Here is a 25514-nt window from a genome sequence, read left to right as displayed (position 1 = left end):
GCAGGTCTTTCTTTTTGCGTGCAAAAGTACAGACCTGCCCATTTTGGTGGTTGTTTTTGGTGTTGAGAAGAACTCTCCGGTATGACCAGGGAGATCACCTATGTGGATGGGGGTTACAATACAACGGGTATGGCGACTCACGGGGTTAGACCGGAGCAAGATCTCTGTTGAAGGTGTAGCTCTGCTTACACCTTCAGCAACGCTAACACCTGTTCAACACCCTGCTTTACAAGCGCTTCATCGACTTCACATTTTAAGTCCACCACACCGACACCGACTAACTGGAGTTGTGGAGGGAGATCGTTCAATACATTTCCTAGTGCAACTGTTTCAGCTATACCCAGTGCATGCGTTGAACGCTTCTGTTGAGACAGTTTTAATAACTGCGGCTGATCCAGCACAATCAGTTCGCTCGCCCGATCTGAATCAGTTTGAATGGCATCTACAAGCACCACCTGCTGATAGCCCTCCATCTGCTGTAACAGGGCACTTCCCGGTCGATCGAGCTTACAATACCCTATCTCTGCCTGATCCAGGATATTCTGTAACTGATCAACCACCTGCCAACCAAACCAGTCTGCACCAAACGGGCTTCCAACCCCGATCACTGCCCGCTTCATACCCGCTTCATGCGCAAATCAAGAAAGTGTGTGGCACAGGAGATACAGGGGTCATAGTTTCGGATTACCTGTTCGCCATGCAGCTTGATCGCCTCCGCTGACTGGTCCAGTCCGAACTGGTTGAGTGAGGTCCGCAGATCCGCTTCTATCCGTGCCTGATTCTGACTGGTTGGTGGGACAATTTGTGCAGACTGAATAATCCCTTCCGCATCGATTTGATAGCGATGCCAGAGCATGCCACGTGGCGCACAGGTGGCCCCATAGGCAACGCCCGCTTTGGGTGTAAATGCACTCCATGAATTCGATGGCAGTTGATACTGCTCCAGCAAATAGACACACTCATGAACCATCTGCAATAGCTCTACACCACGCGCCACCACACTATCAAACATATTTTGACTGGGGAAATGGATCTCTAGCGTCTCACACAGTGATTTCACCGCAGGCAGTAACTGTGAATAGTGGAGATTGATGCGCGCCAAGGGGCCCACCAGATAGGGTTCTCCATCCAACAGTGCATGAAATGCGGTGGAGTGTGGCACCTGTAGCTCTTGAAAACGCTCTCCAAACTGCTGGATCGGTAGTTCCAATCCCTGGTTCGAGACGATTGTCTCTCCCATCACCGGATATGCCCCTGTTTCTGTCAGTGCAACTGAGACAAAATCCTGCGCCTCTTGTGGTAGCTCAATTGTCACCAACCAGTGCAGTAGTGCCTCTGCATCCACAATGGCCTGTTTCGCCTCTTCCAATAACGTTGAGACCTCATCAAGGGAAGGAGCATGGTGAAAACCACCCACACGCGCCCCAACCGGATGGACAGAGCGCCCCCCCAGTAGTGCAATGATGCGGTTCCCCAACCCCTGCAGGCGCAATCCTCTTCGCACCTCATCCGGATACTCACTCGCCATCGAGATGGCATGCTCATGTCCGAGAAAATCGGGCGCTGCCAACAGATGAATATGGAGGCTATGGCTCTGTATCCACTCTCCACAGTAGAAGAGACGACGCATCTGTGTAACCCATGGGCTGACTTCGCCCTCAAACAGAGACTCTACCGCCAATACGGCACTCATCTGGTAGGCAACCGGACAGATTCCACAGATCCGCGCCACCATCTCTGGCAACTCTTCTACGGAGCGGCCCTCCAGGAACTTCTCGAAGTAGCGCGGCGGTTCATAGATGCGCAGTGCCAGTGACTCAATTGTCTGGTCTTTGATCACCAGATCCAGTGCGCCCTCCCCCTCCACACGGGCCAGCACTGGAACCTCAATTTTGATGGTCTGCTGCTCATTCATGGCTCTTCTCCAGTGAACGGCGAGGAGTGAATCATCTTAAAACGCCGTTCTATCGCATCGGGCAACAGCCCCAGCCCTTCAAAGCATCGCTCTAAAGAAGTTCTATTAAAATCATGGACAGGACCACTGCAGCCATAACAATCTCTCCCCAACCTCGGACAGATGGCTCCACAACCACCTTGGGTTACCGGCCCCATGCAGGGCTTGCCTTGACTCACAACAGTACAGATTGCCCCACTGCGTTTACAGCTCTGACAGAGCGGCTCGTTCATCTTTCCCGGCACCACACCACGTAGTAGATCACTCAACACAGGCAGCAGTTGTTCACTACGTATGGGGCACCCCCAAAGTTCGAGATCCACTTTGACATGATCTGCGATGGGGGTAGAGGTCGCAAGAGATGCGATCGTCTCCGGGGTAGCATAGAGGCTGGCACACCAATCCTCTTCCTGCAGATTACGCAGGGCCTGAATCCCACCTGAGGTCGCACAAGCCCCTATAGTGATCAGCATTCCACTACGCGCTCGTATCTGTTGAATACGTTGCAGGTCTTCCGGAGTAGAGATACTGCCCTCAACAAAGGTGATATCGGCATCAGCATCTACAGCAACAATCCCCGCCTCTGCAAAATGGACAATCTCAATCTGTGAAGTCAAATCAATCAACCCCTCTCCCATATTGAGAAAGGCAAGCTGACAGCCATCGCAGGAGCTGAACTTGTGAATTGCAACTGTGGGCCTACTGATAGCGGATCTACTCATAGCCCTTTCACCTTCAATGCACCACCAATCTCACTCCAGTTAAAGACCGGACCATCCCTGCAGACGAAATGGCTACCGAGCTGACAGTGACCACAAAAACCATCTCCACACTGCATGTTGCGCTCCAGGCTAAGCCAGATTGAATCCCCGGACATCCCTTGCTGTATTAATGTCTCTGCAGCCGCCGCCATCATCCCCTCCGGCCCACAGAGCATTGCCACAGCATCCGGCAGATCAAACCCCAGCTGATCGAGATGAGCAGTCACCCGACCAGTATGCCATGGCCACGGGGCCGCCTTGTCATGGCTGCAGCAGAGCACCACATCGGTACGCTCCATCTGCTCCCAATGGTGAAAGCGGTCTGGATAGATCAAATCCTGATGGTGGCGTACCCCTTCAATAATCGCCAATCGTCCATACGCTGCACGCTGCTGTTCGACCTCATGAATGGCTGCTACAACGGGGGCACAGCCCAATCCACCGGTCACAACCACCAGATCCTTACTCTTGGCCTGTTCCATCGGCCAGCCTCGTCCATAGGGGCCACGCAGACCAATCTGTTGGCCCGTCTGCAACTGCTCCAGCCCACGGGTGACCCGCCCCACTGCACGAATGGTGTGATTCAACAGGGTTGGATCTTCCCGATCCGAGACGATAGAGATTGCCACCTCACCCACGCCATGCAGGTAGACCATATTAAACTGTCCCGGCTGAAATCGGTATTGTTCTCGTTGCTGTGAATCCACCAGACGCAGCTGCAAGGTAAACACATCACTGCTCTCCTGTCGTCGCTCGATCAGCTCGGCAGCCATCGGCACTCTGGATGGATGAGTATGGCTATTCATCGTTCCCCCCTGCAACAAAACGGGCAGACTCTTCAACTAGGTCAATCCCCACCGGGCACCAGGTGATGCAGCGCCCACAACCGACACAACCACTTTCATCAAATTGATCATGCCACCCTGCCAGTTTATGGGTCATCCACTGTCGATAACGCTCACGCCGCCCTGTACGCACGGGAACACCGTGGAGCTGACTGTGCGCTTCACTGAAACAGGAGTCCCACACCCGCTGATGGGTACTGCTCTGCAGGTCTAAGCTTGGGGCCTCCTCCTCTCGATGACAGAAACAGGTGGGGCAGACAGCCGTGCAGTTTCCACACCCCAGACAACGCTCTGCAATCTGTTTCCAGATCGGGCTCTCCTGCTGATTAGCAAAATGGGGGCGAAAATCATTGGCAGCCATGGCTCGTGTCTGTTGCTCAACCACCTTATGCAACTGCGCTGCAGCCTGCGCTAACTGTTTACTGGAGGCCTGATTCAACGGTAATGCAGCCTGAATTTCGCGCCCCCTCTCGCTACCGGATTGAATTAGAAATCCCGACTCCAACTCATCCAGACGCAGATCAAACCCCTGCTCCGGTTCAGGCCCTGTTGCAGTGGATGCACAGAAACAGCTCTCCGAGGCACGGCTACAGCTGACTGTAATCAAGAGCAGGTTGGAGCGTCGGTGTCGATACCACGGATCTTCTGCACCACTGCGCAGAAAATGGCGATCCATCAATTCGGTGGCGGCAAGATCACAGGCTCGTACCCCAAACAGTGCGATCGGTTTTGAGGCTGCCTCAATAGCACTGAATTGAACATTACCATCGCCACTCTTCTTGGCCTGCCACAGAGGCTCCTCCGGTGGAAACAGGGCCGACTTGATCCCCTGCAGACCACTACTCCAACTGAATCGTTGCGGTGTATGACTGGCGTGGAGACGATAGTGGCCTGGCCGCTGCTCATCCATGACCCCTTGCGGCAGCGTAGTGACTGTTGTTGTCTCGCGATAGAGCACCGCGCCATCTGCAACCATTGGCGCAATCACGGAGTAACCAGACGCCTTAAGTTGATCAAACAGCGCTTCAAGCTGCGCCGCAGGCAGAAACTGTATTGTTGAAGAACCACCCACGCCCTGTTTCATACATCGATCTTATCGTACCCATCACTATTTTCAAGGAGAGTAAGAGCAACGAGAAACTCTACTAAAAAATCGTCTTCATGAAGGCAGTTCCGAAATTCGTACATTTGCTGTGCCAGCATAGCGCTACCCCGTCGCTGTTTTGAGCATTCTAGGGAAACATCCGGTAAGAGCAAAGGTTTAGCTTAAATGACGGTGAACTTCTCCGTCGTCTCGTTGTAACGAACCGCGACATACCAGAGAGTGAGAAGGAGCCCCGTCACCGCATAGGCCGCCGACCAACCACCGAGTAGGTCTGGCAAAAAGGCCTGCTGCCCGACCTTGGTTACTTCAATAAGATCGAGATTCATTTCGGCGGTCATCAGGTCCCATTTTTTGACCACGGTGCCAAAAGTCGCACCGCTCCAGGCAAAGAAGAAGACAACGACCCAGAGTTTGAGGTGCCCTTCGCCCATGCGCCACAGGGACCCGGAAGCGCAGCCGCCCGCCAGAATCATACCGATGCCGAAAATTACCCCACCTAGCCCAGAACCGAGCCAGAAGGTTGCCGGGATGGCGAGATAGGGGTCGAGTTGGCCGCGCTGGAACAGGATGGAGGCCAGCAGGGCGCCTACTGCGATAGCCAGGATAGTCGCTTTGGTCATCGCCCCTTCGCCGGTCATCAGAGGCTCGCGGATGGCACGGGAAAAGCAGAACCGCGAGCGGTGGAGAATGAACCCGAGGGCGAAGCCGCAGAGGATGACGATGCCGCGCTGGACCAGCATCTTTTCGCCAGATAGATACCAGGAGGACGCCCAGGCGATGATCAGCAGGAACACCAAAACGCCGACGAACGGATAAATCCGGGTTAGCGACCGGGACGCCCCGCGGGGCATGGGGGCATCATTTCCCCAGGTTATCGCCTCGAGCGACCAGAGCAGGATTTTCAGGCCGATAAAGGCGCCGATCAACAGTCCTGCCCCCATGGTCCAACCGGCGGGTGAGGAGAAGATCAACGGCGTAAAGAAACCGCCAACCGTGCAACCCCCGGCCAGGGTGGCACCGATGCCCATGAGAATGCCACCGACAGCGCCGCGAAAATACTCGGCCTTGGGTGCCCGGTTGATGCGAAACTGGCGGGACAGCAGGGCGGCGGTGAAGGCACCAAGCACCAGGGTGATATCGAGCAGGGAGATACGATGCATCAGCGGGTCTTCGAGCTTGGGCGAAGCATTGAGCAGGGCATTCAGCCCAACCAGCTCATTGAACCAGTTGCCCCACAGGTGTAACCCACCGTAAACACTCCAGAAGAGACCACTGGTCATCAGGGCAACTACCACTGCGATCAAAGCCAAGGCCCCGAAATAGGGAGACCATTCCTCAACAAAGGCCTTGTTGAGGTCGTCTCGCAATCCGCTAATCCAGCTGTCCTGCATACCCTAAACTCCTACTGGCACCGCGACGGGGTGTCCGAATCCTTAGCTCCATGGAGATAGAATTCGACCACGTGCCCGGTCATCACATCGTCGGGTATCGGCAGAAACTTGGCGGCCGCCTTGTTGGTGTCCTTAATGCTGCCCCGGTAGGCCTGGCTGGCATAATATTTGGCCGAGCCGTTGGTTTTCCCCGTCTTGTCATGGGCGTCAGCCTTGAAGTAGGCCTTCCATTCGGCCTGGGTGCGATCGACCGGCGACACCACCTTCCCGTCATCGACTCGATGGCAGGCATTACAGACTAAACGATTGTAGACCCGTCCAATTTTCCAGTTGGCGCCGGCGGCCCAGGCATCGGCTGCTATTAGCAGCGCCAGGCCAGCTAGCGAAAAGTCAAAAAAGAAGCTCTTGGGTTTCATTGCGTTCTTCATTCCTCCCTTTAGAGTGGATTTGGCAAGGGCGGCGAAAATATTCAGCCGCTCCGCCGATTAGCCTCTATTGGACTGTTTTGAGCGTGTAAGTGCCACCATCGGCGTACTCGATTTCCGCATCCAGGTAGTAGACCTGCGTGATGTCTTCGCGGAGCAACTTGACGATGTCGTAGGCCTCGCCACTACGCGCCCCCGTGGCACAGATGAAGATAATCGGCTTGTTGGTCGGCAATGTACCGAGTTTGCCTTCCAGTTCCTCCACCGGGATGTTGACTGCCGTCGGGAAATGGGTTTTGCCGTATTCACCGGCATCGCGGACATCTACCAGAAAGACACTTTCAGGCGCCTTTGCGATAATCTCCTTAAACGATGCGAAGGTAATGGTGCCGCCTTCGGGGCCAACCACCAGATTGGCGATCATCGGCTTGGCCGCGCTACCTTTCGTGCCACCGTCAACCTTAGCACCAGGACCGAAGGCCATCTTCCAGGCCGGATAGCCCGCCTGGAACAGCTTGACGTCCGTGTAACCGAGCGCCTTAGCCTTACTCGCCGACTTGACGCTCAACGGGCACTTGAAGCCGCCGCAATAGAACACCAGAGGGGACTTCTTGTCGGCGGGCAACCGATTGGCCATCTTGTCGAAGAAGGTGTTAGGGATATTGATCGCCCCGGGCACGTGGCCCTTGTTGTACTTCTTCTTGGTAGGACGGGCGTCAATCAGGGTGATCTTCTGCTTCTCCATGGCCTTTTTAACCCAAGGTGCCGCCACCGAGATGAAATTGCCGTGGCTTTTCCATTCGGGATACCCGGCAGCAAATACCGCAATGTCCGTATAGCCGAGCTTCTCGGCTTTGAACGCCGACTTATGGCTGAGCGGGCATTTGTAGCCGCCGCAGTAGAACACCAGCTTTGTTTTCTTGTCCTTAGGCAGCTTGCCGACCATCTTGTTGAAGAAGGTGTTGGGGATACTGATCGCGCCGGGGATATGGCCCTTGTTATATTTTTTGCGGGCCGGACGGGCATCGATGATCGCCACGTCCTTGCGCACCGGGATGACGGCCAGCTCCTTGAATGCCTTGTAGTCGACGATACTCGGATACTGCTTGAACGCTTTATCGGTCAGCTGAGCTTGGACGCCGCCCAAGGGCAGGGCGACAAGACCAAACAGCAATACCAGCAATCCTAAAGTCCGTTGAATTCTTATCATTCTCTTCACTTCTTTATCGTCGGCGGAAGTATTTTTCGACTCAGCAGTAGAGCACCGACACCCACAACAGCTAACAACAGTAGTAAATGGTCTGCACTACTCAAAAGGTGGATGACACCATCCAACACCCCCCCTACGTGGTCTAAACCCGGATGTGCCTCCACGACAGCAGTCGGGGACAATAGTGCAATCAAGCTAAATATTTTATAAATCCTGTTCATTTTTCTACACCTTTATCTTTATTACTAACCGGTAACCTGAATTTGAACCAGCTCATCCCCATCCGGATCGGTCACATGGACCGCGCAGGCAATACAGGGGTCGAAACTATGGATGGTACGCAAGATCTCCAACGGCTGCTTGGGATCGTGCATGGTGTGACGATCTTCCAGTGCCGCCTCATAAGGCCCCGGCTGATTCTTGTCATCCCTTGGCCCGGCATTCCAAGTGCTGGGCACGACCGCCTGATAGTTATCAATCTTCTGATCCTTGATCACAATCCAGTGGGCCAGTGCACCGCGTGGTGCCTCAGTAAAGCCAACACCGCGTGCCTCACTGGGCCAGTCGGCTGGATCCCACAGCTTCTGATTATGGGTAGCAAGATCGCCCGCCTTGATATTGGCCACCAGAGAACCGTACCAATCCATCATATTGTCGGCAAAGATCTTGGTCTCCAGTGTACGCGCTGCGGTACGCCCTAGGGTGGAGAACATCGCCTCCAGCGGTGCATCCAGTGTCTTCAGGGCATAATTAGCCAGCTCTACCGTCTGCTCATGTCCCTTGGCATACATCACCAATACACGTGCCAGCGGGCCTACCTCCATCACATTACCTTTCCAACGGGGTGATTTTAACCAGGAGTAGGACTTCTCTACATCAAGATGCTCATAGGGTGGTTTGGGTCCACTGTAGTTGAGATTGGTCTCACCGTCATAGGGGTGTAGCCCCTCATTCTTGCCGCCACTATAGTCATACCAGGAGTGGGCCACATACTCACGAATCTGGCTGGAGTCATTCAAGTCAAAGTCATGGATGGTGGAGAGATCTCGATTCATAATTATGCCCGGTGGAACCAGAAAGCTATCGACATCATTATTTCCCTTGGCGGGGAAGTCACCCATCACCATGAAGTTGCCAACCCCCTCACCTCTGGCAAACCAGTCTTTATAGAAGCCGGCTACAGCCAGGGTATCGGGTACATAGACCTGATCCACAAAGGTCTGCATTTTCTCAATTACACCCTTGATGGTCATCAGGCCATCCATATTGAGAGCGGTATTACCGGTATCTTCCGTACTGATCGCAACTGGCGCCCCCCCCACCAGGAAGTTGGGGTGTGGATTTTTACCACCCAGAATGGCGTGAATCTTCACTACATCACGCTGCCACTCCAGTGCCTCCAGATAGTGGGCCACGGCCATCAGGTTGGCTTCTGCCGGTAGTTTATAGGCGGGATGTCCCCAGTAGGCATTGGAGAAGATCCCCAACTGCCCACTCTCTACAAAGCTCTTCACCCGTTTCTGAATATCGGCAAAATATCCAGGAGAGGATTTTGGCCAGCTACTGAGTGACTGTGCCAGCTCCGAGGTCGCTTTGGGATCTGCACTCAGTGCCGAGACCACATCAACCCAGTCCAGTGCATGCAGGTGATAGAAGTGCATCACATGGTCATGCACATACTGGGCTCCGATCATCAGATTTCGGATCAGTTGCGCATTGGCTGGAATCTCCCAGTTGAGTGCATCCTCGACGGCACGCACAGAGGCGATACCATGCACCAGTGTGCAGACACCACATATACGCTGGGTAAAGGCCCAGGCATCTCGCGGATCTCGCCCTTTCAGGATATTCTCAATGCCGCGCACCATCGTTCCTGACGAGTAGGCTGCACCGATTTTGTCGCCATCCATCTGCGCCTCTATACGCAGGTGGCCCTCGATTCGTGTAATTGGATCTACAACAATGCGTTCGCTCATGGGGAACTCCTCATGGATTGTTAACGTTCTCTAAATAATCATTCAATAGTTGATACTGTGCCTCTGTCTCCAGGTCATGAGTATCTTCATCCGATTCCGAGGCGAGACAGGTACGTGCCATCCGACACTGCATCGCCGCTTTCCAGGCTGGGTTCTTTCCAGCAGTACGTACCTGTGGTTCAACAATTGCCTCTGCACCACGCGCCACAAAATACCCCGCCTGGTCATTCCAGTCTCCTTCAGTACCACAACGGGTATGCGCCTCCAGGCTGACACGTTTCGCCGTTTTAAAGGCGCTCTCTAAGTCTCCCTCGCTAGTCGCCGCCTCAACCACCTTTTGCAGACGCCCATCCTCACTCAGGGAGAGTACATTGGTTACAAAACGGGCACCGATAAGGCGCTGCTGTTGCAGACTCAGAGCTTCCAAAGCTTGACGGAATTCCATGTCATTACTGATGGCACTCATGATGCTGGCTCCTCTTCCACCAGATGTTCTGCAACCATCTCTGTTAAGCCAATTACAGGCAGATCCATACCGTTATGTTCCAACCCCTCCTCCAGGGTCAAACGGCAGTTGGCGCAAGCTGTAACCAGTGTATCCACCTTCAATACATCCAGTTGCGATTTTTTACGGTTGAATGCAGCAAACTTGAGCTCTTCAGCACGTTCATTAGCACTGACACCACCACCTCCACTACAGCACCAATTCATTGCACCTGTATCGTTCATCTCAACAAAGTTGCTTGCAACCTGATTCAGCAGACGACGTGGCTCTTCAACAATTCCCCCTTTGCGAGCGATCTGGCAGGGATCATGGTAGGTTAAACGGGCCTCTTCCATCCCTTCGGTACGGATCAGCCCATCCTTGGTAAACTCATCCAGCACCTCAAGAATATGTTTCACCTCAAATTTGTAGGGTCGGCCAATCAGGTTAGGCCCTTCCCAGCGCACTGCAGTATAGGCATGCCCACATTCTGGGCTGATCACTGTTTTGACACCCAACTCTTCGGCTGCATCAACAATACGTGACACAATCACCTTGGCCAGATCGGAGACACCAATCTGGATACCACTGTTGGTTGCCTCAAATGCTGTGGAAGCGATGGTCCAGGTTTTACCAGCCTGTTTCATAATGCGGGCAATGGCCTCCAGATATTCTGGAAAATTCATAATCTCCATTGAAGAGAGCAGCACCATATATTCCGCACCCTGCTGATCCAGCGTCACTTTAAGTCCAGTATCCTCTTCCAGATGGCGAAGCTGCGCCTTCACTGCTGGCAATTTAACCCCCATGGGACTACCAATCTCCACCGCGCGTTGGGTGGCACTAATCAGATCCGGTGGCGCATAACCGGCCGCAGCAAACCCTTCACGGATTTTGCGCACCATGCCGGAAATATCATTACCCACCGGACAGACCACCGAACAGCGTCCACAAAGAGAACAGCCATCATAAACCAGTGTCTCCCACTGTTTGAAGGTGGTTTCGTCAACTGGTTTAGAGAGACCCAGTGCGGATTTCAATTTCCCCAGCACGGTGTACTCCTGCTCCCAGATGCGGCGCATGGGTTCCACTTTGTTAATGGGAGTCTGTTTAGGGTCTTCCGTCTCCGTGTAGAAGAGACACGCCTCGGCACAGAGTCCACAATGGACACAAGAGCTAAAGAAGCTGGCAACCGGCGCATCAATCTGCGCCTTGATAAACTGAATCCCTTTTTGAATCGATGGCTTGCTCATGATGCCACTCCTCGGCGTCCTGCGAGATAGCCTTGGTACCAACGCGCTAGTACAAAGCTGAACATATGGGTCAATTTGGTAAATGGTGCCAGCACCAACAGCAACTCTACACTCAGAATGTGATAAGCCAACATTTGCGTATAGTCGAGCATCAAGTGGTGATAGGCCATATAACCGGTAATCAGTGGCAGCAGTGTAAGCAGCCATGCAAGGTAGTCCCCTACGGTAGAGATATGCTGTAATACAGGGCTATAGAGTCGCATCAACAGTGCCGCAAACAGTGAAAGAATAGTGACTACCGTAACTGCGTCAACCACACTGGAGGAGAGCCCCGCCAAATCCAGCCCAAGCAGCTCAATATGGGGACGATAGAAAAGGATCACTACAAATAGACCGATATGGAGAACATAGCCATTCAGGATGCGTAGCGGCTCACGAGCGAACACTGTTTTGCGTGGCAGGGATCGGCTAAAGATGGTGCGTAATCCGCCACTAAACCCGCTATCACGTGCTACAGACAGGTCAGCCTTTCTTCCCAGACTGAGAATTTCAAACAGCCGCAATAGCATCCCAAACACAAAGATTGCCAACGCCATGTTGAAGGCGGGACCACGTGCCCAGATCAATAGTTCATTGACTTCCATGATCAGGACTCTTTCTTCAGATCTTCAACTGTCATGGTTTCACGCCCCTCCACTGCAGCGCTCTTTTTACTTCGGTTCAGTGCCGCAGCCGCTACACCCACACCGACACCAACGGCAGCTGCCTTGAGTACCGTTTCACCGACACGCCCTTGAGGAACCGAGAGTGCCTCATAGAAACTGCCCGCATCCCAGAAATTGGGCTCCGAACAGCCGAGACAGGGGTGACCAGACTCAATCGGGAAGCTGGTCCCCTCATTCCACTTCATGGTGGCGCAGGCGTTGTGGGTGGTTGGCCCTTTGCAACCCAGCTCATAGAGGCACCACCCTTTACGCGCCCCCTCATCATCAAAGGCTTTAGCAAACAGCCCCTGATCATAGAAGGTTCTGCGATAGCAGCGGTCATGAATACTGTCGCCATAGAAGGCCTTGGGTCGACCCAAATCATCCATCGCAGGTAGACGTCCAAAGGTGAGGAAGTGGGCAATTGCACTGGTCATCACCAGACCGATGGGTGGGCAGCCGGGGATATTCATCACCGGCTTATCTTTCACAATATCGGTCACTGCTACCGCTCCGGTAGGGTTCGGATTCGCCATTGGCAATCCACCATAGGCGGCACAGGTACCCACTGAGATCAGCGCGGCTGCCCCTGCAGCAACCTCTTCCAACATATTGAGATTAGTTCTACCTGCAATGGTTGAGTAGACGCCACCATCTTTAGTCGGGATCGATCCATCAACAATCAGCAGATACTTTCCATAGGCATTTTTCATTGCGACATCACGCGCCTCTTCGGCCTGGTGACCTGCTGCAACCTGTAAGGTATGGTGGTAGTCGAGTGAGATAAAATCAAAAATCAGATTTTCAATGGTTGGGGTATGTGAACGGGTGATCGATTCGGTACAGCCTGTACACTCTTGAAAAGAGAGCCAGATCACCGTTGGCCGTTTTGCTGCAGACAAGGCCTTAGCCATCACATCTGCTGAACCTGCTGGCAGTGCCAATGCGGCTGCCATAGAGCTACAGAACTTCAGAAAGCCACGCCGGCTTACGCCATGTTGTTCCAGGTGATCGGCAAAGGTCTCACTGATTTCGCTACTACTGCGTCTCTTCTGACTCATGACTGACTCCGTAAAAACATTCGTTAATGCTATAAAGCATACACCTCTATCACTCTATAGATATACCTCGTTATAGATATACCTCGAAATTAAATTTTGTCAACCATATTCACACATTTTTAATATGTAAATATACCAGTAAAACAGTCAGTTATTGTTTAGTTTCGACTTTAAACGCTCGAGCGCAGAGAGCACCTCTGAGTGCTGCGGTAGAACGATCGATGGAATATCAATCACTTCAATCTGCTTAACAAGCACTTGGTCCTGCTCATTTCGATGTGTCACATACCAGACACCTGAAAATGCCGTTTCGACCATCTGACTGCTACCCAACACATCCATCGAAATGGTCAGCTCTCCCCTACCCAGAGTCTCTTCAAGCAGTTGATTGTCAGCTGGAGAGAGAGGCAGGCTTTTGAGATCCAGAATGCCCGGCTCTCCCTGCTCAAGCCAACGTTCCAGCAGAGTTACAACCTCACTCAAAATAGAACGCACCATATCTGAACGGTCCTTCTCAACGAGCTTGACCGCAATCTGATCCAGACTACTCATCAGACCACTCCTTCAACAGTTTTTTCACCTGATCAGCTGCCTGCTCAACGCCAGCCTCTACCGCAGGTGTTAAGGTTTCAGACCAATCGACAAAATCCGGTTGCACCCCAACCAGTGCTCTTGGCACCGGCAGATCACTACTAAGCGCAGTGATAGAGAGCAAGTCCAGCAGACTCACCTCATGCACACTGCTCATTTTTCCTGTGCCTATAAAGTGGTCCATCGCCTCATTGACAAAACACTGCACCGCTCCACTCTCTTTCTGCAGATTGGCTGCATCTACTACAATTAACTGATCAGCCTCTGCAATGGGCCCTGCCAGAGTAAAACTCAAGGTTCCTCCATCCATCAGCTCCACATTAGGTGCCAATGCCTCTGTCGCAAGCCGTTCGATCACCCGCACACCCACCCCCTCATCACCCAACAGTGTATTGCCTAAACCTAAAACCAATATTTTTTTCATCATCTTTTCCATTTTCGTGGCGCATACCCACACAATACAGTAGATTAGATCCTGATTTAATCAACCGTTTTACTTTATATTCATTTCACCTACTATTCTCTACATCATGTGCTTCGGAATCCCCATGCAGATCAAAAGTATCGACCGTTTCATCGCCACTTGCGAAGCGAAAGGGTTTGAACGCGAGGTCAATCTGTTTATGCTGCAATACGAAGAGTTGGCTGTAGGGGACTATATTGTGAGCCATCTTGGACAGGCGATCCAGAAAGTGAGCGAGGAAGAGGCTCGTGTAGCCTGGGAGCTGTATGATGAGATGAGTCAGCCACATGCATGAGCTATCCGTCTGTCAATCGATCCTCTCCCAGGTTGAAACCATTGCTCAACAACATCAGGCCACTGCGGTTACACTGATTCAACTGAAAATCGGATCACTTTCCGGGGTTGAAACACCTCTGTTGATCAATGCCTGGACCATCGCCAGTGCCGACACCATTGCTGCAGAGGCTCGACTTGAAATTGAGGAGATGCCGATTACCATATACTGTCCGAGTTGTGACAGAGAGAGTAGCGCAAAGGCCAATCGCATGGTCTGTAGCCACTGCGGAGAGTGGAGAACACAGCTTGTGAGTGGCGATGAGATGCTGCTACAGAGTATAGAGCTAGACAAACCTACGGAGAGAGAGAATGTGTGACACGTGTGGATGCAATATCACCCCGGGCAATGAGCATCTGATTGTCAATGATGGCAAGCTCTCCAAAACCAGCAGTGGCGGTGAAGCGGTAGAAGTTCTACAGGGGTTGCTACATGAGAATGACCATCAGGCGATGCACAACCGCCAACATTTTGACCAGCATCAGCTGCTGGCGATCAACTTGATGTCTTCTCCCGGAAGCGGGAAAACTGCTCTGCTAGAGGCCACCATTGATGCATTGGGGGACGAGTTCAACATTGGTGTCATTGAAGGGGATCTGGAGACCGAAAATGATGCGGACCGTATCCGTAAAAAAGGGGTGCCCGCCTGTCAAATCTCGACGGGGAGCGCCTGCCATCTTGATGCGCACATGGTTCATGATGCACTCCACCAGCTCACACTGGAGGATCTCGACATCCTGTTTATCGAAAATGTGGGTAATCTGGTCTGTCCTGCCAGTTTTGACCTGGGACACCACCGTAATATCACTCTGCTCTCGGTGACCGAAGGGGATGATAAGCCCGCTAAATATCCGGTCATTTTCCGCGCTGCAGACCTGATGTTACTTACCAAAACCGACCTGCTCCCCTATCTGGAAGAGTTTAAGCCAGAACGGGCGGAACAGTACCTGCGAGAACTCTCCAACCCTGCTGAGATGATCTCTCTCTCCGCAAAGAGTGGCGAAGGGTTGGAGCGCTGGCTGAATTGGCTACGCCATACGCTGCAGCACTACCGTAGACATCTTGCTAGCGGAGCCACCTTAACGCCTGCACTGCAGCCGGACGGAGTGGCACTCCATCAGCACACCCATAGCCACGACCATACCCACAGCCACGATCACCACCACTCCTGAGATGAATCTGGAGGGACGCATTGCAATCACCTTATCCCCGACCGAGGATAATACCCATCACGTCACCATTGACTCTACCCGGCCGGTACATGCTTGTCAGATGTTTCATGGAAAATCTATCGATGAAACACTCAAAGCACTTCCGTTGCTTTTCAGTATTTGTGGTACAGCCCAGGCGGCGGCGGCTGTACGAGCCTGTGAACAGGCGCTTGAACTGTCCCCTTCAACAGAGAGCGAAAAAATTCGGCAACAGTTGATTGCATTGGAAACCATCCGCGAACACCTCTGGAGAACCTTGCTGGGGTGGGGGGATTCACTTGGCGAGCCTCCATCCGAACAGACCATGGCAAGGGTGATGACACTACAACAGCAGATGCGACAGGCATTAACAGGGGACACTTCTCCCTTCCAACTCCAACCTCAACTCTCTCCATCTGATACTGTAGTGGTTTCTACCCTCCAGCAACAGCTTATCGAGATTGTAGAGCACTCATTACTGGGAGTTCCGATCGCACAGTGGGAATCCATAACCAGCCTCGATGATTTTTGGAGCTGGAGCCTACAGCAAGAAACCGTTGCAACCCGCTTTATCCAACAGCTTGAGCGTGCTGGCTGGAGCCATCTCGGAGAGTGTGATAGCTCACCATTACCCTCTCTGGAGGTTGACTTGATCCATCAACTGCTCGATCAAGCTGATTTTGTCGCCCAACCTCTATGGAAAGCTATCCCCAGAGAGACCACCCCATTCAGTCGTACCCAGAGCCCACTATTGGAAATCCTCTACACCCATTACGGAAATGGACTATTAACCCGATCTGTCGCTCGCCTTACAGAGCTACTTCAGCAACTAACACAGCTGCTCAATCCCGCTCCTCCCCCTTCCATAGCCACTTATCACTCCTCTGTAGGGGTCGGTCTCAGCACTGCAGCCCGGGGACAGTTACTGCATCGTGTTGCGGTCGAAAACAGCCAAGTTATCCGTTACCAGATCCTCGCACCAACCGAGTGGAATTTTCACCCACAAGGTGTGGTCTCGCAAGCATTGCGTCAACTAGAGCCAAACACTGCAACAGTAAAGCAGCAGGCTGCTCTGATCATCCATGCAATTGATCCCTGTGTTGGTTATGATTTAACCCTCAACCCGACTGAAACTGAACACTGATGTGCCTCGCTATCCCAACTCAAATTACCACCATCTCTGCTGATCAACAGAGCGCAACGGTCTCAATCGATGGTATCCATAAAGAGATCTCGCTGGCATTGGTAGAGGAGATTGCAGTGGGTGATTATGTTCTGTTACATGTCGGTTATGCCCTCAGCAAAGTGGATACCATCGAAGCCGAAAAGACACTGGCACTATTTGCTGAGATGGGGAATTTAGAAACCATAGAACCACTAAAATGAGATACATTGATGAGTTCCGCTCCGGGGAGCTGGCACAGAAACTTGCCAGTAAAATCCAGCGTGCTGCTGATTCAGGTCGCCACTATAACCTGATGGAGTTTTGTGGAGGTCATACCCACGCTATCTTCCGTTATGGTGTACCGGATTTGATGCCAGAAAATGTACATTTTGTCCATGGACCCGGTTGTCCTGTCTGTGTACTCCCAACGGCACGTATTGATCAAGCACTCTATCTGCTGGAACAGGAAGATGTGATTCTCTGTAGTTATGGTGATCTGTTGCGAGTACCTGCTAGCCATCAAAAAAGTCTGCTCAAAGCAAAAGCTCAAGGGGCCGATGTGCGTATGGTCTACTCGACACAAGATGCCCTGAAAATTGCAAGGGAAAATCCGGAGCGTGAAGTGGTCTTCTTTGCTATCGGTTTTGAGACCACGACCCCACCCACTGCTGTAGCCATTAAACAGGCCGCAATGGAAGGGTTAAAAAACTTCACTGTATTCTGTAACCATGTCCTCACTCCCGCAGCTATTCAAAACATTCTCGAGTCTCCTGAGGTTCGTGAGATTGGCACCGTCTCTATTGACGGTTTCTTTGGCCCCTCTCATGTCAGCGCAATTATCGGCAGTCGTCCCTATGAGTTCTTTGCTGAGGAGTTTCAACGTCCTGTTGTGATTGCCGGTTTTGAGCCACTCGATGTTATGCAGTCGACGCTGATGTTAATACAACAGCTCAATGAGGGACGTTACGAGGTAGAAAACGAGTACCATCGAGTAGTCAGTCGTGACGGAAATATGAAGGCACAAACACTGGTCGCCGAACTGTTTGAGTTGCGTCCTCTGTTTGAGTGGCGTGGCTTGGGGCAGGTCCCCTATAGTGCATTACGAATTAAACAGCCTTTTAATGAATTTGATACGGAACAGCGTTTCAACATCCCGGACATCGAATCCAAAGAGATCAAAGGGTGTGAATGCCCCGCTATTTTACGTGGCGCGAAACGTCCCAGCGATTGCAAACTGTTTGGTACTGTCTGTACTCCAGAAAACCCGATGGGGTCCTGTATGGTCTCTTCTGAAGGGGCCTGCGCCGCCTACTGGAGCTATGGTCGGTTCCGCAACATCTCCCCGGAAACCGCTTCAGAGTGATCTCTCACGACGAGCGCTCGCCTCATCAGCATCCGCTTTAGCCACCAGAGGAAGAGTCACTACCATTTTCATCCCTTGGTGGAATCAGTTTCATTTTTGACAACATAGTACACTTCAACCATAAAGACCTTACTGAGACAACTACATCAATATATGACAATCAACATGACTTCTCATCCCAAACATTACGGCTATAAACTCGACCTGAAAAATGGCTACGTTGATATGACCCACGGTAGTGGTGGTCGGGCCATGGCCCAACTGATTGATGAGCTTTTTGTCCACCACTTTGACAATGAGCTGCTACGACAGGCAAATGATCAGGCTACTTTTCCGGTTCCAGTCGGTCGTATGTCGATCAGTACTGATGGGCATGTGATCTCTCCACTCTTTTTTCCCGGTGGTGATATTGGTTCACTCTCTATTCATGGCACACTCAATGATGTATCCATGTCGGGTGCCAAACCACTCTACCTGGCCGCCGGTTTTATTCTGGAAGAGGGATTTCCTCTCTCGGAGCTGGAACAGATTATTCAATCCATGGGGAAAGCCTCTGCCAAAGCAGGAGTTCCTGTGGTGACTGGAGACACCAAGGTGGTGGAACGAGGCAGTGGAGATGGGATCTTTATTACAACGACAGCAGTTGGCATTGTGCCTGAAGGGGTCAACATTGCAGGAGATCGCGCACAACCGGGCGACAAAATACTACTCAGTGGTACTTTAGGGGATCACGGGGTTGCTATCCTCTCCAGCCGGGAAAATCTTGAGTTTGAGACCACCATTGAATCAGACTCTGCCGCACTACATGGTCTGATTGCCAATCTGGTCGCTGCCGTACCTGACATCCACTGTCTACGTGACCCAACCCGTGGTGGTCTTGCAACCACACTAAATGAGTTGGCCAAACAGTCCGCTGTTGGTATGCGCATTATTGAAAAACAGTTACCGATTCAGCCCGCCGTCAACGCTGCCTGTGAACTACTGGGATTAGACCCGCTCTATGTAGCCAATGAGGGTAAATTGATCTGTATTGCTGCGGCTGAGCATGCCGACAAGCTGCTGACCACAATGCAACAGCACCCTAACGGAAAAGATGCAGCCATTATTGGAGAAGTCATTGAAGATAAGATGGGGTTTGTACAACTAGAGACCAGCTTTGGTGGGAACCGGGTGGTCGACTGGCTGGTTGGAGAGCAGTTGCCAAGAATATGTTAAGGAACCCCGGTTGAAAATTCTGCTTCTGGCGCACAGTTTTAACGGGTTGACACAACGACTCTTTGTCGACCTGCGTGAGGCGGGTTATCAGACCTCTGTTGAGCTGGATATTCACGATGAGATCACAGCTGAGGCGATTTCACTGTTCCAACCCGATCTGCTGATCGCACCATTTCTCAAGCGCAGAATCCCAGAGACCATCTGGAGACAACTCCCCTGTCTTATCCTCCACCCCGGCCCTCCGGGTGACCGTGGCCCTTCAGCACTGGATTGGGCACTACTCAAGCAGGAAAAATTATGGGGCGTCACTCTGCTTCAGGCCAATGCAACACTGGATGGTGGTGATATCTGGGGTTTCGAAACCTTTCCGATGCGTAACACAACCAAGGCGGCGCTCTACCACCAGGAGGTGACTGATGCGGCCTCAAAAGTAACCCTGCAAGCAATCCGACAATTTGAAACCGGCTCTATTTCACCTCAGCCCCAGACCTCTCTTCCAGAGGGACGACGCAGAAATGAACAACCGTTGATGAGTCAGCAAGCGCGCCGAATCGATTGGCAACAGGATAGCCAAGAGAGTGTTTTGCGCAAGATTAACAGTGCAGATGGCTCTCCCGGTCTGCTGGACTCCCTCTTTGGGCATCCACTCTACCTTTATGACGCACAACCGGAAGAGCAACTCAGTGGCTCTCCCGGTGAAATCATCGCCCGTTCTGGCCCGGCGCTCTGTCGCGCCACAGCAGATGGTAAAGGCGTGTGGATTGGCCACCTGAAAGACCAACAGAGCAGCCACCCTTTTAAGCTACCCGCCACTCAACTACTGGCTAATGAACTGAACAGCCACCCACCCCTCGAAGAGGTTCACTATTCATCCGCAATGCAGAGTGGATATCGGGAGATTGTCTATGAAGAGGAGAGTGGTGTCGGCCTGATCCACTTCAACTTTTATAATGGCGCTATGAGCACTGCCCGTTGTCAGCAACTACAGCGAGCCCTGCAACAGGCCAAACGGCGCTCTACCCGCGCTATCCTGCTTCTGGGCGGCGAAAACTACTGGTCTAACGGAATGTGTCTCAACCAGATTGAAGCAGCCCAAAGCCCTGCAGATGCCTCCTGGGAGAACATCAACGCGATGGATGATCTAGCCCTGGAGATTCTCCAGAGTGATCACCACCTAATCATAAGTGCAGTACGGGGCAATGCCGCCGCTGGAGGGCTCTTTCTCGCTCGTGCAGCTGATCTCATCTGGGCCAGAAAAGGGGTTATCCTCAACCCCCACTACAAGGACATGGGAAACCTCTATGGTTCTGAATATTGGAGCTATCTACTTCCCAAACATGCCGGTGTAGAGCATGCACAACAGATCTCTCAGGCTCGACTACCGATGGGAACTGAAGAGGCGTGCCGATTAGGACTTATTGATCAACAGTTTGATACCCCACATGACTCTTTCTTAAACAGCTGTAAAAATGAGGTCAAGAAACTGATTAACCAACCCGATTTTGACCGGCAGATGAAACAGAGACGCCAACAACGTATTGAGGACGAACAGACAAAACCGCTCGCCCGTTATCGTGAGACTGAGCTGGAAAAGATGCGGCTGAACTTCTATGGTTTTGACCCCAGCTACCATATTGCACGCTACAACTTTGTTCATAAGATCGCGAAATCGAGAACACCTGCCACCATCGCGTTTCACCGTAGACCGCAGGGGGCCACCCGATCTTGAAACAGCCCCCCCCTATCAATATTGGTCGCTCTGTTTCTGTATCCGGTGTTGTGCAGGGGGTGGGCTTTCGTCCCACGGTCTGGAATTTAGCCAAACAAAACGGACTTACCGGCTCTGTCTGGAACCACGCTTCCGGGGTAACGATTGAGGTTTGGGGAAGAGAGCAGCAGATTGACCATTTTTTACATCAACTACAGCAAGAGCCGCCTCCTCTGGCTATTATTGAACAGATCACAACGACCCCGCTCTCTGGAATTCAACCGGACCTTTTTACCATTGTAGAGAGCCATGGAGGAGCGGTTACAACCCATATTACTGCCGATGCTGCGACCTGCCCTGACTGCACCAAAGATATCTTTGACCCAACCAATCGCCGCTACCGTTACCCTTTTACCAACTGCACCCACTGTGGTCCCCGTCTCTCGATCATTCAGGCAATCCCCTATGATCGTGTCAATACCTCAATGTCAAAATTCACTCTCTGTAAGGCCTGTCAGACTGAGTATGAAGACCCTGCAGATCGTCGCTTTCATGCACAACCCAACTGCTGTGCAGAGTGTGGCCCTCAACTCTGGTTAGAAGATCGATCAGGAATCACTCTCGACGGCGACCCAATTCTCTTGGCTGCAGAGAAAATCCGTGCAGGAGAGGTTGTGGCAATCAAAGGGTTGGGTGGTTTTCATCTGGCCTGTGATGCCACCAGTGAACAGGCGGTTGCACTGTTGCGGGCACGAAAAAAGAGGGTCAATAAAGCCTTTGCGGTGATGGCAAAACATTGCGGCGCGATTGAACGCTACGCAGAGATACCGGAATCCGCGCACAAGCTACTGGAGAGCCGTAGTGCCCCCATTGTCATTCTTGATCAACGAATGGATGAAGACTCTCTTGCATCTTCGCTCGCACCACTGCAGCAGACGGTCGGCTTTATGCTCCCCTACACACCACTCCACCACCTATTAATGGATCAGCTCGACCACCCGATTGTCCTTACCTCAGGAAACCAGAGTTCCGAACCACAATGTATCAGCAACCATTCAGCCCGGCGTCAGCTTGCCGGGATTGCCGACTTCTGGTTGATGCATGACCGGGAGATTATCAATCGAGTTGATGACTCTGTTGTTCTACTCTCGAACAGTAGCAGTGACAGCCGAACCCTCCGCTACGCAAGAGGGATGGCACCGGAATCGATACCGCTTCCGGCTGGTTTTGAAAACAGTCCACCACTGCTGGCAATGGGAGGAGCACTCAAAAACAGTTTTGCACTACTCCGCAATCAGGACATCATCCTCTCGCAATATATCGGAGATCTTGAAAATAGTGCAGCAATCAACGAATACCAACATACCGTCCAGCTCTACCAACAGTTATTCAGCCATTCTCCGCAAGCCATTGTGGTGGACCGCCACCCAGACTATAGCTCTTCCCAATTGGGACGCGCGTGGGCCAGCGAGCAACAACTTCCGCTGATTGAGGTACAGCATCATCATGCACATGTTGCCAGCTGTATGGTCGAAAACAGCATTCCTCTGGACCATCCCCCGATACTCGGAATCACACTGGATGGACTCGGTTATGGTGACTCTGGTGAAATCTGGGGAGGTGAGTTTCTGTTAGCGGGATTTCAGGACTACAGGCGCATCGCATCTTTTACCCAAGTGGCTCTGCCTGGAGGGGACCACGCCAACCGGGAACCGTGGCGAAACAGCCTGGCACACCTGCTCCATTTTTTTGACTGGGAGCAGCTCTCCAACGACTATTCCGGGTTAGAGCTGATCCACTATCTACAGCAGAAACCACTCAAGACCATTCGCCAGATGATCGATCAACAGATCAACTCCCCCTTAAGCTCATCTTGTGGCAGAGTGATCGACGCTGTCGCTGCAGCCATAGGACTAAACAGAGAAATAAATAATTTTGAAGCTGAATCCGCTATTTTACTTGAATCTGTTGCAAGCTCACAATTTGATACACAAATGGATTCTGCCTACCCTCACCAGCACTCTTTTCAAGGCGACCTGCTAACCATTGACTGGCAACCACTTTGGCAGGCTATTCTGGATGATCTGCGCAACCAGACCATGCCGGCCACCATTGCTGCCCGTTTTCACCACGGTTTGATCTCAGCACTTTGTGAAACCACCACTCAACTCGCCAGTAGCTACTCTTTCTCTACAGTGGCACTGGTCGGTGGTGTTTTCCAGAACAGGTTGCTGCTGGAGGGGTGTAAGCAGTCTTTAACTCAAAGAGGCTATACCGTACTTAGTCAATCCAAAATCCCGACCAATGATCAGGGAATCGCTATCGGACAAGCTGCCATTGCTGCTGCACAACAACTTTAAAAAATCAGTGCCGCAGATAATCGACCGTTATAGCAATCAATGTTAGATTTAATCACCAATCATTTAGCAACAAAAAAGTTCTACTCAAATCTTCCATACCAACCAAATATTGAGCCTTTTGAGTCTAAAAATATAGAGCCCCAATGTTTATTTTTGTTGTTTTAATTTTTCTTTAGGTTTATAACCTTTTCCAAGATATCAGGATGATTAAACTCACGTCCACCAATAGCTTTGTAAGCAATCATACCTCTTGGGTTTACTACATAAGTAGTAGGTAACCCAATAACATTCCATTGTTCCATTATTAAAGCATCTGTATCAAATAGAATAGGAAATGTTGGCGAAGGCTCTATGCTATTAATAAACGAAAATACCGTTTCAATATCTTCACCAATATTTACAGCTAAAACAACAATATCTTTATCTTTTGTTTCTAAATATAGTTTTTCTAGTGAAGTCATTTCTCGACGACAAGGCGGACACCATGTGGCCCAAAAATTAATAACAATGGTCTGACCCTTCATTGCCTTTATATCAGTCAACTCCTCATCCATATTTTGTAATTTTAAGGCAGGAGCTGATATTTGTGTTTTTACAGCCGTCAGATTATGCGTCAAAGGGGGTTCTTTTGCTTGACTATTACAAGTTATTGCGAACAATAATAAAATTATTGATTGATATAGCTTAATGTGCCTCTTATTTAGCACAATGAACCTCTTTTAATTTTAGTTTATAAGGTATTCCTTTCATATCCCAATAAACCATTAGGTCAAACGTACTCCCAGCAGGCATATTTATAGACAGCATGCCTTGATTCCAGTCTCCATTGGGTTCATATTCTTGTTCCTCTGGAAACTGGGCAAGACGAAAAGCAATTAAGGCTGAAGGAGTTACTTTTTTTACCTTAAATAAAGAGAGCCATTCAGAACTTTTTTTAATCGCCTGTTCATTTTCTTTATTTTTTGCTTTCCAATAACTACGAATAAAGTGAATACGGCTTAATGCTTTGTCATTACGCATTACTACAGTGTAAACACATGTTTTTGTATAAGGTTTTATTTGATCCATGGTGAAACCACGACCAATATAAAAAGCATCAACTTGGTCAGGATGCAACTGCTTTAGTGAAACAGTAACACCATGCTGAGATTTTTCCCAAGTGTTGGGCCTATTAATATTTTCACTTTCTTCAGCCAAGCAAAAACCAAGAAAAAAGATGGCAAAAATTGATATTACTGATTTTACCTTATTCATGACATATGACCACTTATTACCACAAGAATTTACTGTTAACTGAACTTTTTAAGCTAACGGTATAGGTGAGTTGCGCGGGGGACATAACTGAAAATACACGAAGCCACGAAACTCCAACCCACCACACAGCTTAAAAGAACCAAAAGCCCCCCACGTCAACTCGACCCATTTGTTAACTATGTTTAGCGACTAATGCCAACCTAACTCGACAACCAAGCTTCTGCTTCCACTTTTTGGTCTCTATTAAAAGCCTTAATTTCTAGACCTGGGTACAAAGCCCCCTCAAATTCACTTACTTTCTTTAACCAAGTCTTATCAGTCAATACCGCTGCGCGGTCAAATTTTTTCATAAGCCCAAACATTTCAGGAAGACGAGAAAATTCAATTCCAATTGCACCAAATGACGGAAGATGAAAGTCGATAATTTCATATAGCATTTTGCCATTTTCAATGTTCTTCGACTTGCTGACAAGATCGTCTAATGCAATTTTCATATCTTCAGCATTCAACTTTCCACTCAGCTCGATATCTAAACGATTTATACCGTTTGGTATTACTTTAAACATAAACACTCCTATTAATGGGTAACTTTGATAACTAACGTTTGAAATAACGCGACGCGCTTTTTGCGGTCGCCGTTAATTGACTTGTTGTACGGAGCCGCTAACGCGGAGAAACAGCCACAACAGAAAGCCACCCCAT

Annotated in this window: 28 protein-coding genes; 9 read left to right on the top strand and 19 right to left on the bottom strand. The window is 50.9% G+C overall.

Annotation, left to right across the window (positions count from 1 at the left end):
• Positions 1-185 precede the first annotated feature (185 nt).
• From AC3ZFK_RS06870 to AC3ZFK_RS06795, 16 genes are all read right to left on the bottom strand, one after another.
• Entirely contained in the window at positions 186-620 is a 435-nt protein-coding gene (locus AC3ZFK_RS06870) for a hydrogenase maturation protease (RefSeq protein ID WP_487507118.1), read from the bottom strand.
• Positions 617-1915: a Ni/Fe hydrogenase subunit alpha gene (locus AC3ZFK_RS06865; protein ID WP_487507119.1), complete on the bottom strand. Its 1299-nt coding sequence runs from the start codon at positions 1913-1915 to the stop codon at positions 617-619. The genes AC3ZFK_RS06870 and AC3ZFK_RS06865 overlap by 4 nt, the downstream gene beginning before the upstream one ends.
• Entirely contained in the window at positions 1912-2676 is a 765-nt protein-coding gene (locus AC3ZFK_RS06860) for an NADH-quinone oxidoreductase subunit B family protein (protein ID WP_487507120.1), read from the bottom strand. Before AC3ZFK_RS06860 ends, AC3ZFK_RS06865 begins: the two co-directional genes overlap by 4 nt.
• Positions 2673-3521, bottom strand: coding sequence for an FAD/NAD(P)-binding protein (locus AC3ZFK_RS06855; RefSeq protein ID WP_487507121.1), 849 nt, complete (start codon positions 3519-3521; stop codon positions 2673-2675). The genes AC3ZFK_RS06860 and AC3ZFK_RS06855 overlap by 4 nt, the downstream gene beginning before the upstream one ends.
• Positions 3514-4644, bottom strand: a complete 1131-nt coding sequence (locus AC3ZFK_RS06850; RefSeq protein ID WP_487507122.1) for a 4Fe-4S dicluster domain-containing protein — start codon at positions 4642-4644, stop codon at positions 3514-3516. The genes AC3ZFK_RS06855 and AC3ZFK_RS06850 overlap by 8 nt, the downstream gene beginning before the upstream one ends.
• Before the next feature lie 182 nt (positions 4645-4826).
• Positions 4827-6056, bottom strand: a complete 1230-nt coding sequence (locus tag AC3ZFK_RS06845; RefSeq protein WP_487507123.1) for a YeeE/YedE thiosulfate transporter family protein — start codon at positions 6054-6056, stop codon at positions 4827-4829.
• Between the two features lie 11 nt (positions 6057-6067).
• Entirely contained in the window at positions 6068-6472 is a 405-nt protein-coding gene (locus tag AC3ZFK_RS06840; RefSeq protein WP_487507124.1) for a hypothetical protein, read from the bottom strand.
• A 76-nt stretch (positions 6473-6548) separates the two neighbouring features.
• Positions 6549-7691 (bottom strand): rhodanese-like domain-containing protein, encoded by a 1143-nt coding sequence (locus AC3ZFK_RS06835; RefSeq protein ID WP_487507125.1) that lies wholly within the window; start codon positions 7689-7691, stop codon positions 6549-6551.
• Positions 7692-7696: 5 nt separating this feature from the next.
• The gene (locus AC3ZFK_RS06830) at positions 7697-7912 is read right to left on the bottom strand and encodes a HupE/UreJ family protein (protein ID WP_487507126.1); all 216 of its coding nucleotides are present in this window, start codon (positions 7910-7912) and stop codon (positions 7697-7699) included.
• 24 nt (positions 7913-7936) lie between these two features.
• The gene (locus AC3ZFK_RS06825; RefSeq protein WP_487507127.1) at positions 7937-9667 is read right to left on the bottom strand and encodes a nickel-dependent hydrogenase large subunit; all 1731 of its coding nucleotides are present in this window, start codon (positions 9665-9667) and stop codon (positions 7937-7939) included.
• 10 nt (positions 9668-9677) lie between these two features.
• Positions 9678-10133 carry a hypothetical protein gene (locus tag AC3ZFK_RS06820; RefSeq protein WP_487507128.1) on the bottom strand — a complete coding sequence of 152 codons (456 nt, stop codon included), beginning with the start codon at positions 10131-10133 and terminating at the stop codon, positions 9678-9680.
• Positions 10130-11404, bottom strand: a complete 1275-nt coding sequence (locus AC3ZFK_RS06815) for a (Fe-S)-binding protein (RefSeq protein WP_487507129.1) — start codon at positions 11402-11404, stop codon at positions 10130-10132. The genes AC3ZFK_RS06820 and AC3ZFK_RS06815 overlap by 4 nt, the downstream gene beginning before the upstream one ends.
• Positions 11401-12048, bottom strand: coding sequence for a hypothetical protein (locus AC3ZFK_RS06810; protein WP_487507130.1), 648 nt, complete (start codon positions 12046-12048; stop codon positions 11401-11403). The genes AC3ZFK_RS06815 and AC3ZFK_RS06810 overlap by 4 nt, the downstream gene beginning before the upstream one ends.
• Positions 12049-12050: 2 nt before the next feature.
• The gene (locus AC3ZFK_RS06805) at positions 12051-13169 is read right to left on the bottom strand and encodes a hydrogenase small subunit (RefSeq protein WP_487507132.1); all 1119 of its coding nucleotides are present in this window, start codon (positions 13167-13169) and stop codon (positions 12051-12053) included.
• A gap of 147 nt (positions 13170-13316) precedes the next feature.
• Positions 13317-13721 carry a hydrogenase expression/formation C-terminal domain-containing protein gene (locus tag AC3ZFK_RS06800; RefSeq protein WP_487507133.1) on the bottom strand — a complete coding sequence of 135 codons (405 nt, stop codon included), beginning with the start codon at positions 13719-13721 and terminating at the stop codon, positions 13317-13319.
• On the bottom strand, positions 13714-14184 hold the full coding sequence (locus tag AC3ZFK_RS06795) for a hydrogenase maturation protease (RefSeq protein ID WP_487507134.1): 471 nt from the start codon (positions 14182-14184) through the stop codon (positions 13714-13716). The genes AC3ZFK_RS06800 and AC3ZFK_RS06795 overlap by 8 nt, the downstream gene beginning before the upstream one ends.
• A gap of 106 nt (positions 14185-14290) precedes the next feature.
• On the opposite strand from AC3ZFK_RS06795, the gene AC3ZFK_RS06790 reads away from it, so the two are divergent.
• The 9 genes from AC3ZFK_RS06790 to hypF all read left to right on the top strand — a co-directional run bounded on the left by AC3ZFK_RS06790 (position 14291) and on the right by hypF (position 23558).
• Positions 14291-14518 carry a HypC/HybG/HupF family hydrogenase formation chaperone gene (locus AC3ZFK_RS06790; protein ID WP_487507135.1) on the top strand — a complete coding sequence of 76 codons (228 nt, stop codon included), beginning with the start codon at positions 14291-14293 and terminating at the stop codon, positions 14516-14518.
• On the top strand, positions 14511-14876 hold the full coding sequence (hypA, locus tag AC3ZFK_RS06785; RefSeq protein WP_487507136.1) for a hydrogenase maturation nickel metallochaperone HypA: 366 nt from the start codon (positions 14511-14513) through the stop codon (positions 14874-14876). Before AC3ZFK_RS06790 ends, hypA begins: the two co-directional genes overlap by 8 nt.
• Positions 14869-15729: a hydrogenase nickel incorporation protein HypB gene (gene hypB, locus AC3ZFK_RS06780; RefSeq protein WP_487507137.1), complete on the top strand. Its 861-nt coding sequence runs from the start codon at positions 14869-14871 to the stop codon at positions 15727-15729. The genes hypA and hypB overlap by 8 nt, the downstream gene beginning before the upstream one ends.
• A gap of 1 nt (position 15730) precedes the next feature.
• On the top strand, positions 15731-16891 hold the full coding sequence (locus AC3ZFK_RS06775) for a nickel-dependent hydrogenase large subunit (protein ID WP_487507138.1): 1161 nt from the start codon (positions 15731-15733) through the stop codon (positions 16889-16891).
• Positions 16891-17133, top strand: a complete 243-nt coding sequence (locus AC3ZFK_RS06770) for a HypC/HybG/HupF family hydrogenase formation chaperone (protein ID WP_487507139.1) — start codon at positions 16891-16893, stop codon at positions 17131-17133. Before AC3ZFK_RS06775 ends, AC3ZFK_RS06770 begins: the two co-directional genes overlap by 1 nt.
• Positions 17130-18275, top strand: a complete 1146-nt coding sequence (gene hypD / locus AC3ZFK_RS06765) for a hydrogenase formation protein HypD (RefSeq protein WP_487507140.1) — start codon at positions 17130-17132, stop codon at positions 18273-18275. The genes AC3ZFK_RS06770 and hypD overlap by 4 nt, the downstream gene beginning before the upstream one ends.
• 165 nt (positions 18276-18440) lie before the next feature.
• Positions 18441-19490: a hydrogenase expression/formation protein HypE gene (gene hypE / locus AC3ZFK_RS06760; RefSeq protein ID WP_487507141.1), complete on the top strand. Its 1050-nt coding sequence runs from the start codon at positions 18441-18443 to the stop codon at positions 19488-19490.
• Between the two features lie 10 nt (positions 19491-19500).
• A complete protein-coding gene (locus AC3ZFK_RS06755; protein WP_489433759.1) occupies positions 19501-21219 on the top strand; it encodes a hydrogenase maturation protein in 1719 nt (572 codons plus the stop codon).
• Positions 21216-23558, top strand: coding sequence for a carbamoyltransferase HypF (gene hypF, locus AC3ZFK_RS06750; RefSeq protein ID WP_487507143.1), 2343 nt, complete (start codon positions 21216-21218; stop codon positions 23556-23558). The genes AC3ZFK_RS06755 and hypF overlap by 4 nt, the downstream gene beginning before the upstream one ends.
• 161 nt (positions 23559-23719) lie before the next feature.
• Here the strand turns inward: hypF and AC3ZFK_RS06745 are convergent, their stop codons facing one another.
• The 3 genes from AC3ZFK_RS06745 to AC3ZFK_RS06735 all read right to left on the bottom strand — a co-directional run bounded on the left by AC3ZFK_RS06745 (position 23720) and on the right by AC3ZFK_RS06735 (position 25378).
• Positions 23720-24265, bottom strand: coding sequence for a TlpA disulfide reductase family protein (locus tag AC3ZFK_RS06745; protein WP_489433758.1), 546 nt, complete (start codon positions 24263-24265; stop codon positions 23720-23722).
• Positions 24255-24812, bottom strand: a complete 558-nt coding sequence (locus tag AC3ZFK_RS06740; RefSeq protein WP_489433757.1) for a hypothetical protein — start codon at positions 24810-24812, stop codon at positions 24255-24257. The genes AC3ZFK_RS06745 and AC3ZFK_RS06740 overlap by 11 nt, the downstream gene beginning before the upstream one ends.
• Positions 24813-25012: 200 nt before the next feature.
• On the bottom strand, positions 25013-25378 hold the full coding sequence (locus AC3ZFK_RS06735) for a SpoIIAA family protein (protein ID WP_487507146.1): 366 nt from the start codon (positions 25376-25378) through the stop codon (positions 25013-25015).
• Between the last annotated feature and the right edge of the window lie 136 nt (positions 25379-25514).

It is taken from the genome of Candidatus Thiopontia autotrophica, from assembly GCF_982804495.1.
This window is presented reverse-complemented; position numbering and strand designations above follow the sequence as displayed.

Bases quoted from the DNA above. Each gene is read 5' to 3' on its own strand.
- AC3ZFK_RS06845 (WP_487507123.1), bottom strand. From the start codon at position 6,056: ATGCAGGACAGCTGGATTAGCGGATTGCGAGACGACCTCAACAAGGCC.
- AC3ZFK_RS06840 (WP_487507124.1), bottom strand. From the start codon at position 6,472: ATGAAACCCAAGAGCTTCTTTTTTGACTTTTCGCTAGCTGGCCTGGCG.
- AC3ZFK_RS06815 (WP_487507129.1), bottom strand. From the start codon at position 11,404: ATGAGCAAGCCATCGATTCAAAAAGGGATTCAGTTTATCAAGGCGCAG.
- AC3ZFK_RS06830 (WP_487507126.1), bottom strand. From the start codon at position 7,912: ATGAACAGGATTTATAAAATATTTAGCTTGATTGCACTATTGTCCCCG.
- hypA (WP_487507136.1), top strand. From the start codon at position 14,511: ATGCATGAGCTATCCGTCTGTCAATCGATCCTCTCCCAGGTTGAAACC.
- AC3ZFK_RS06800 (WP_487507133.1), bottom strand. From the start codon at position 13,721: ATGAGTAGTCTGGATCAGATTGCGGTCAAGCTCGTTGAGAAGGACCGT.
- AC3ZFK_RS06825 (WP_487507127.1), bottom strand. From the start codon at position 9,667: ATGAGCGAACGCATTGTTGTAGATCCAATTACACGAATCGAGGGCCAC.
- AC3ZFK_RS06735 (WP_487507146.1), bottom strand. From the start codon at position 25,378: ATGTTTAAAGTAATACCAAACGGTATAAATCGTTTAGATATCGAGCTG.
- AC3ZFK_RS06820 (WP_487507128.1), bottom strand. From the start codon at position 10,133: ATGAGTGCCATCAGTAATGACATGGAATTCCGTCAAGCTTTGGAAGCT.
- AC3ZFK_RS06835 (WP_487507125.1), bottom strand. From the start codon at position 7,691: ATGATAAGAATTCAACGGACTTTAGGATTGCTGGTATTGCTGTTTGGT.
- AC3ZFK_RS06855 (WP_487507121.1), bottom strand. From the start codon at position 3,521: ATGAATAGCCATACTCATCCATCCAGAGTGCCGATGGCTGCCGAGCTG.
- AC3ZFK_RS06810 (WP_487507130.1), bottom strand. From the start codon at position 12,048: ATGGAAGTCAATGAACTATTGATCTGGGCACGTGGTCCCGCCTTCAAC.
- hypB (WP_487507137.1), top strand. From the start codon at position 14,869: ATGTGTGACACGTGTGGATGCAATATCACCCCGGGCAATGAGCATCTG.
- AC3ZFK_RS06860 (WP_487507120.1), bottom strand. From the start codon at position 2,676: ATGAGTAGATCCGCTATCAGTAGGCCCACAGTTGCAATTCACAAGTTC.
- AC3ZFK_RS06770 (WP_487507139.1), top strand. From the start codon at position 16,891: ATGTGCCTCGCTATCCCAACTCAAATTACCACCATCTCTGCTGATCAA.
- AC3ZFK_RS06790 (WP_487507135.1), top strand. From the start codon at position 14,291: ATGTGCTTCGGAATCCCCATGCAGATCAAAAGTATCGACCGTTTCATC.
- AC3ZFK_RS06805 (WP_487507132.1), bottom strand. From the start codon at position 13,169: ATGAGTCAGAAGAGACGCAGTAGTAGCGAAATCAGTGAGACCTTTGCC.
- AC3ZFK_RS06775 (WP_487507138.1), top strand. From the start codon at position 15,731: ATGAATCTGGAGGGACGCATTGCAATCACCTTATCCCCGACCGAGGAT.
- AC3ZFK_RS06795 (WP_487507134.1), bottom strand. From the start codon at position 14,184: ATGAAAAAAATATTGGTTTTAGGTTTAGGCAATACACTGTTGGGTGAT.
- AC3ZFK_RS06870 (WP_487507118.1), bottom strand. From the start codon at position 620: ATGAAGCGGGCAGTGATCGGGGTTGGAAGCCCGTTTGGTGCAGACTGG.
- AC3ZFK_RS06740 (WP_489433757.1), bottom strand. From the start codon at position 24,812: ATGAATAAGGTAAAATCAGTAATATCAATTTTTGCCATCTTTTTTCTT.
- hypE (WP_487507141.1), top strand. From the start codon at position 18,441: ATGACTTCTCATCCCAAACATTACGGCTATAAACTCGACCTGAAAAAT.
- AC3ZFK_RS06850 (WP_487507122.1), bottom strand. From the start codon at position 4,644: ATGAAACAGGGCGTGGGTGGTTCTTCAACAATACAGTTTCTGCCTGCG.
- hypD (WP_487507140.1), top strand. From the start codon at position 17,130: ATGAGATACATTGATGAGTTCCGCTCCGGGGAGCTGGCACAGAAACTT.
- AC3ZFK_RS06865 (WP_487507119.1), bottom strand. From the start codon at position 1,915: ATGAATGAGCAGCAGACCATCAAAATTGAGGTTCCAGTGCTGGCCCGT.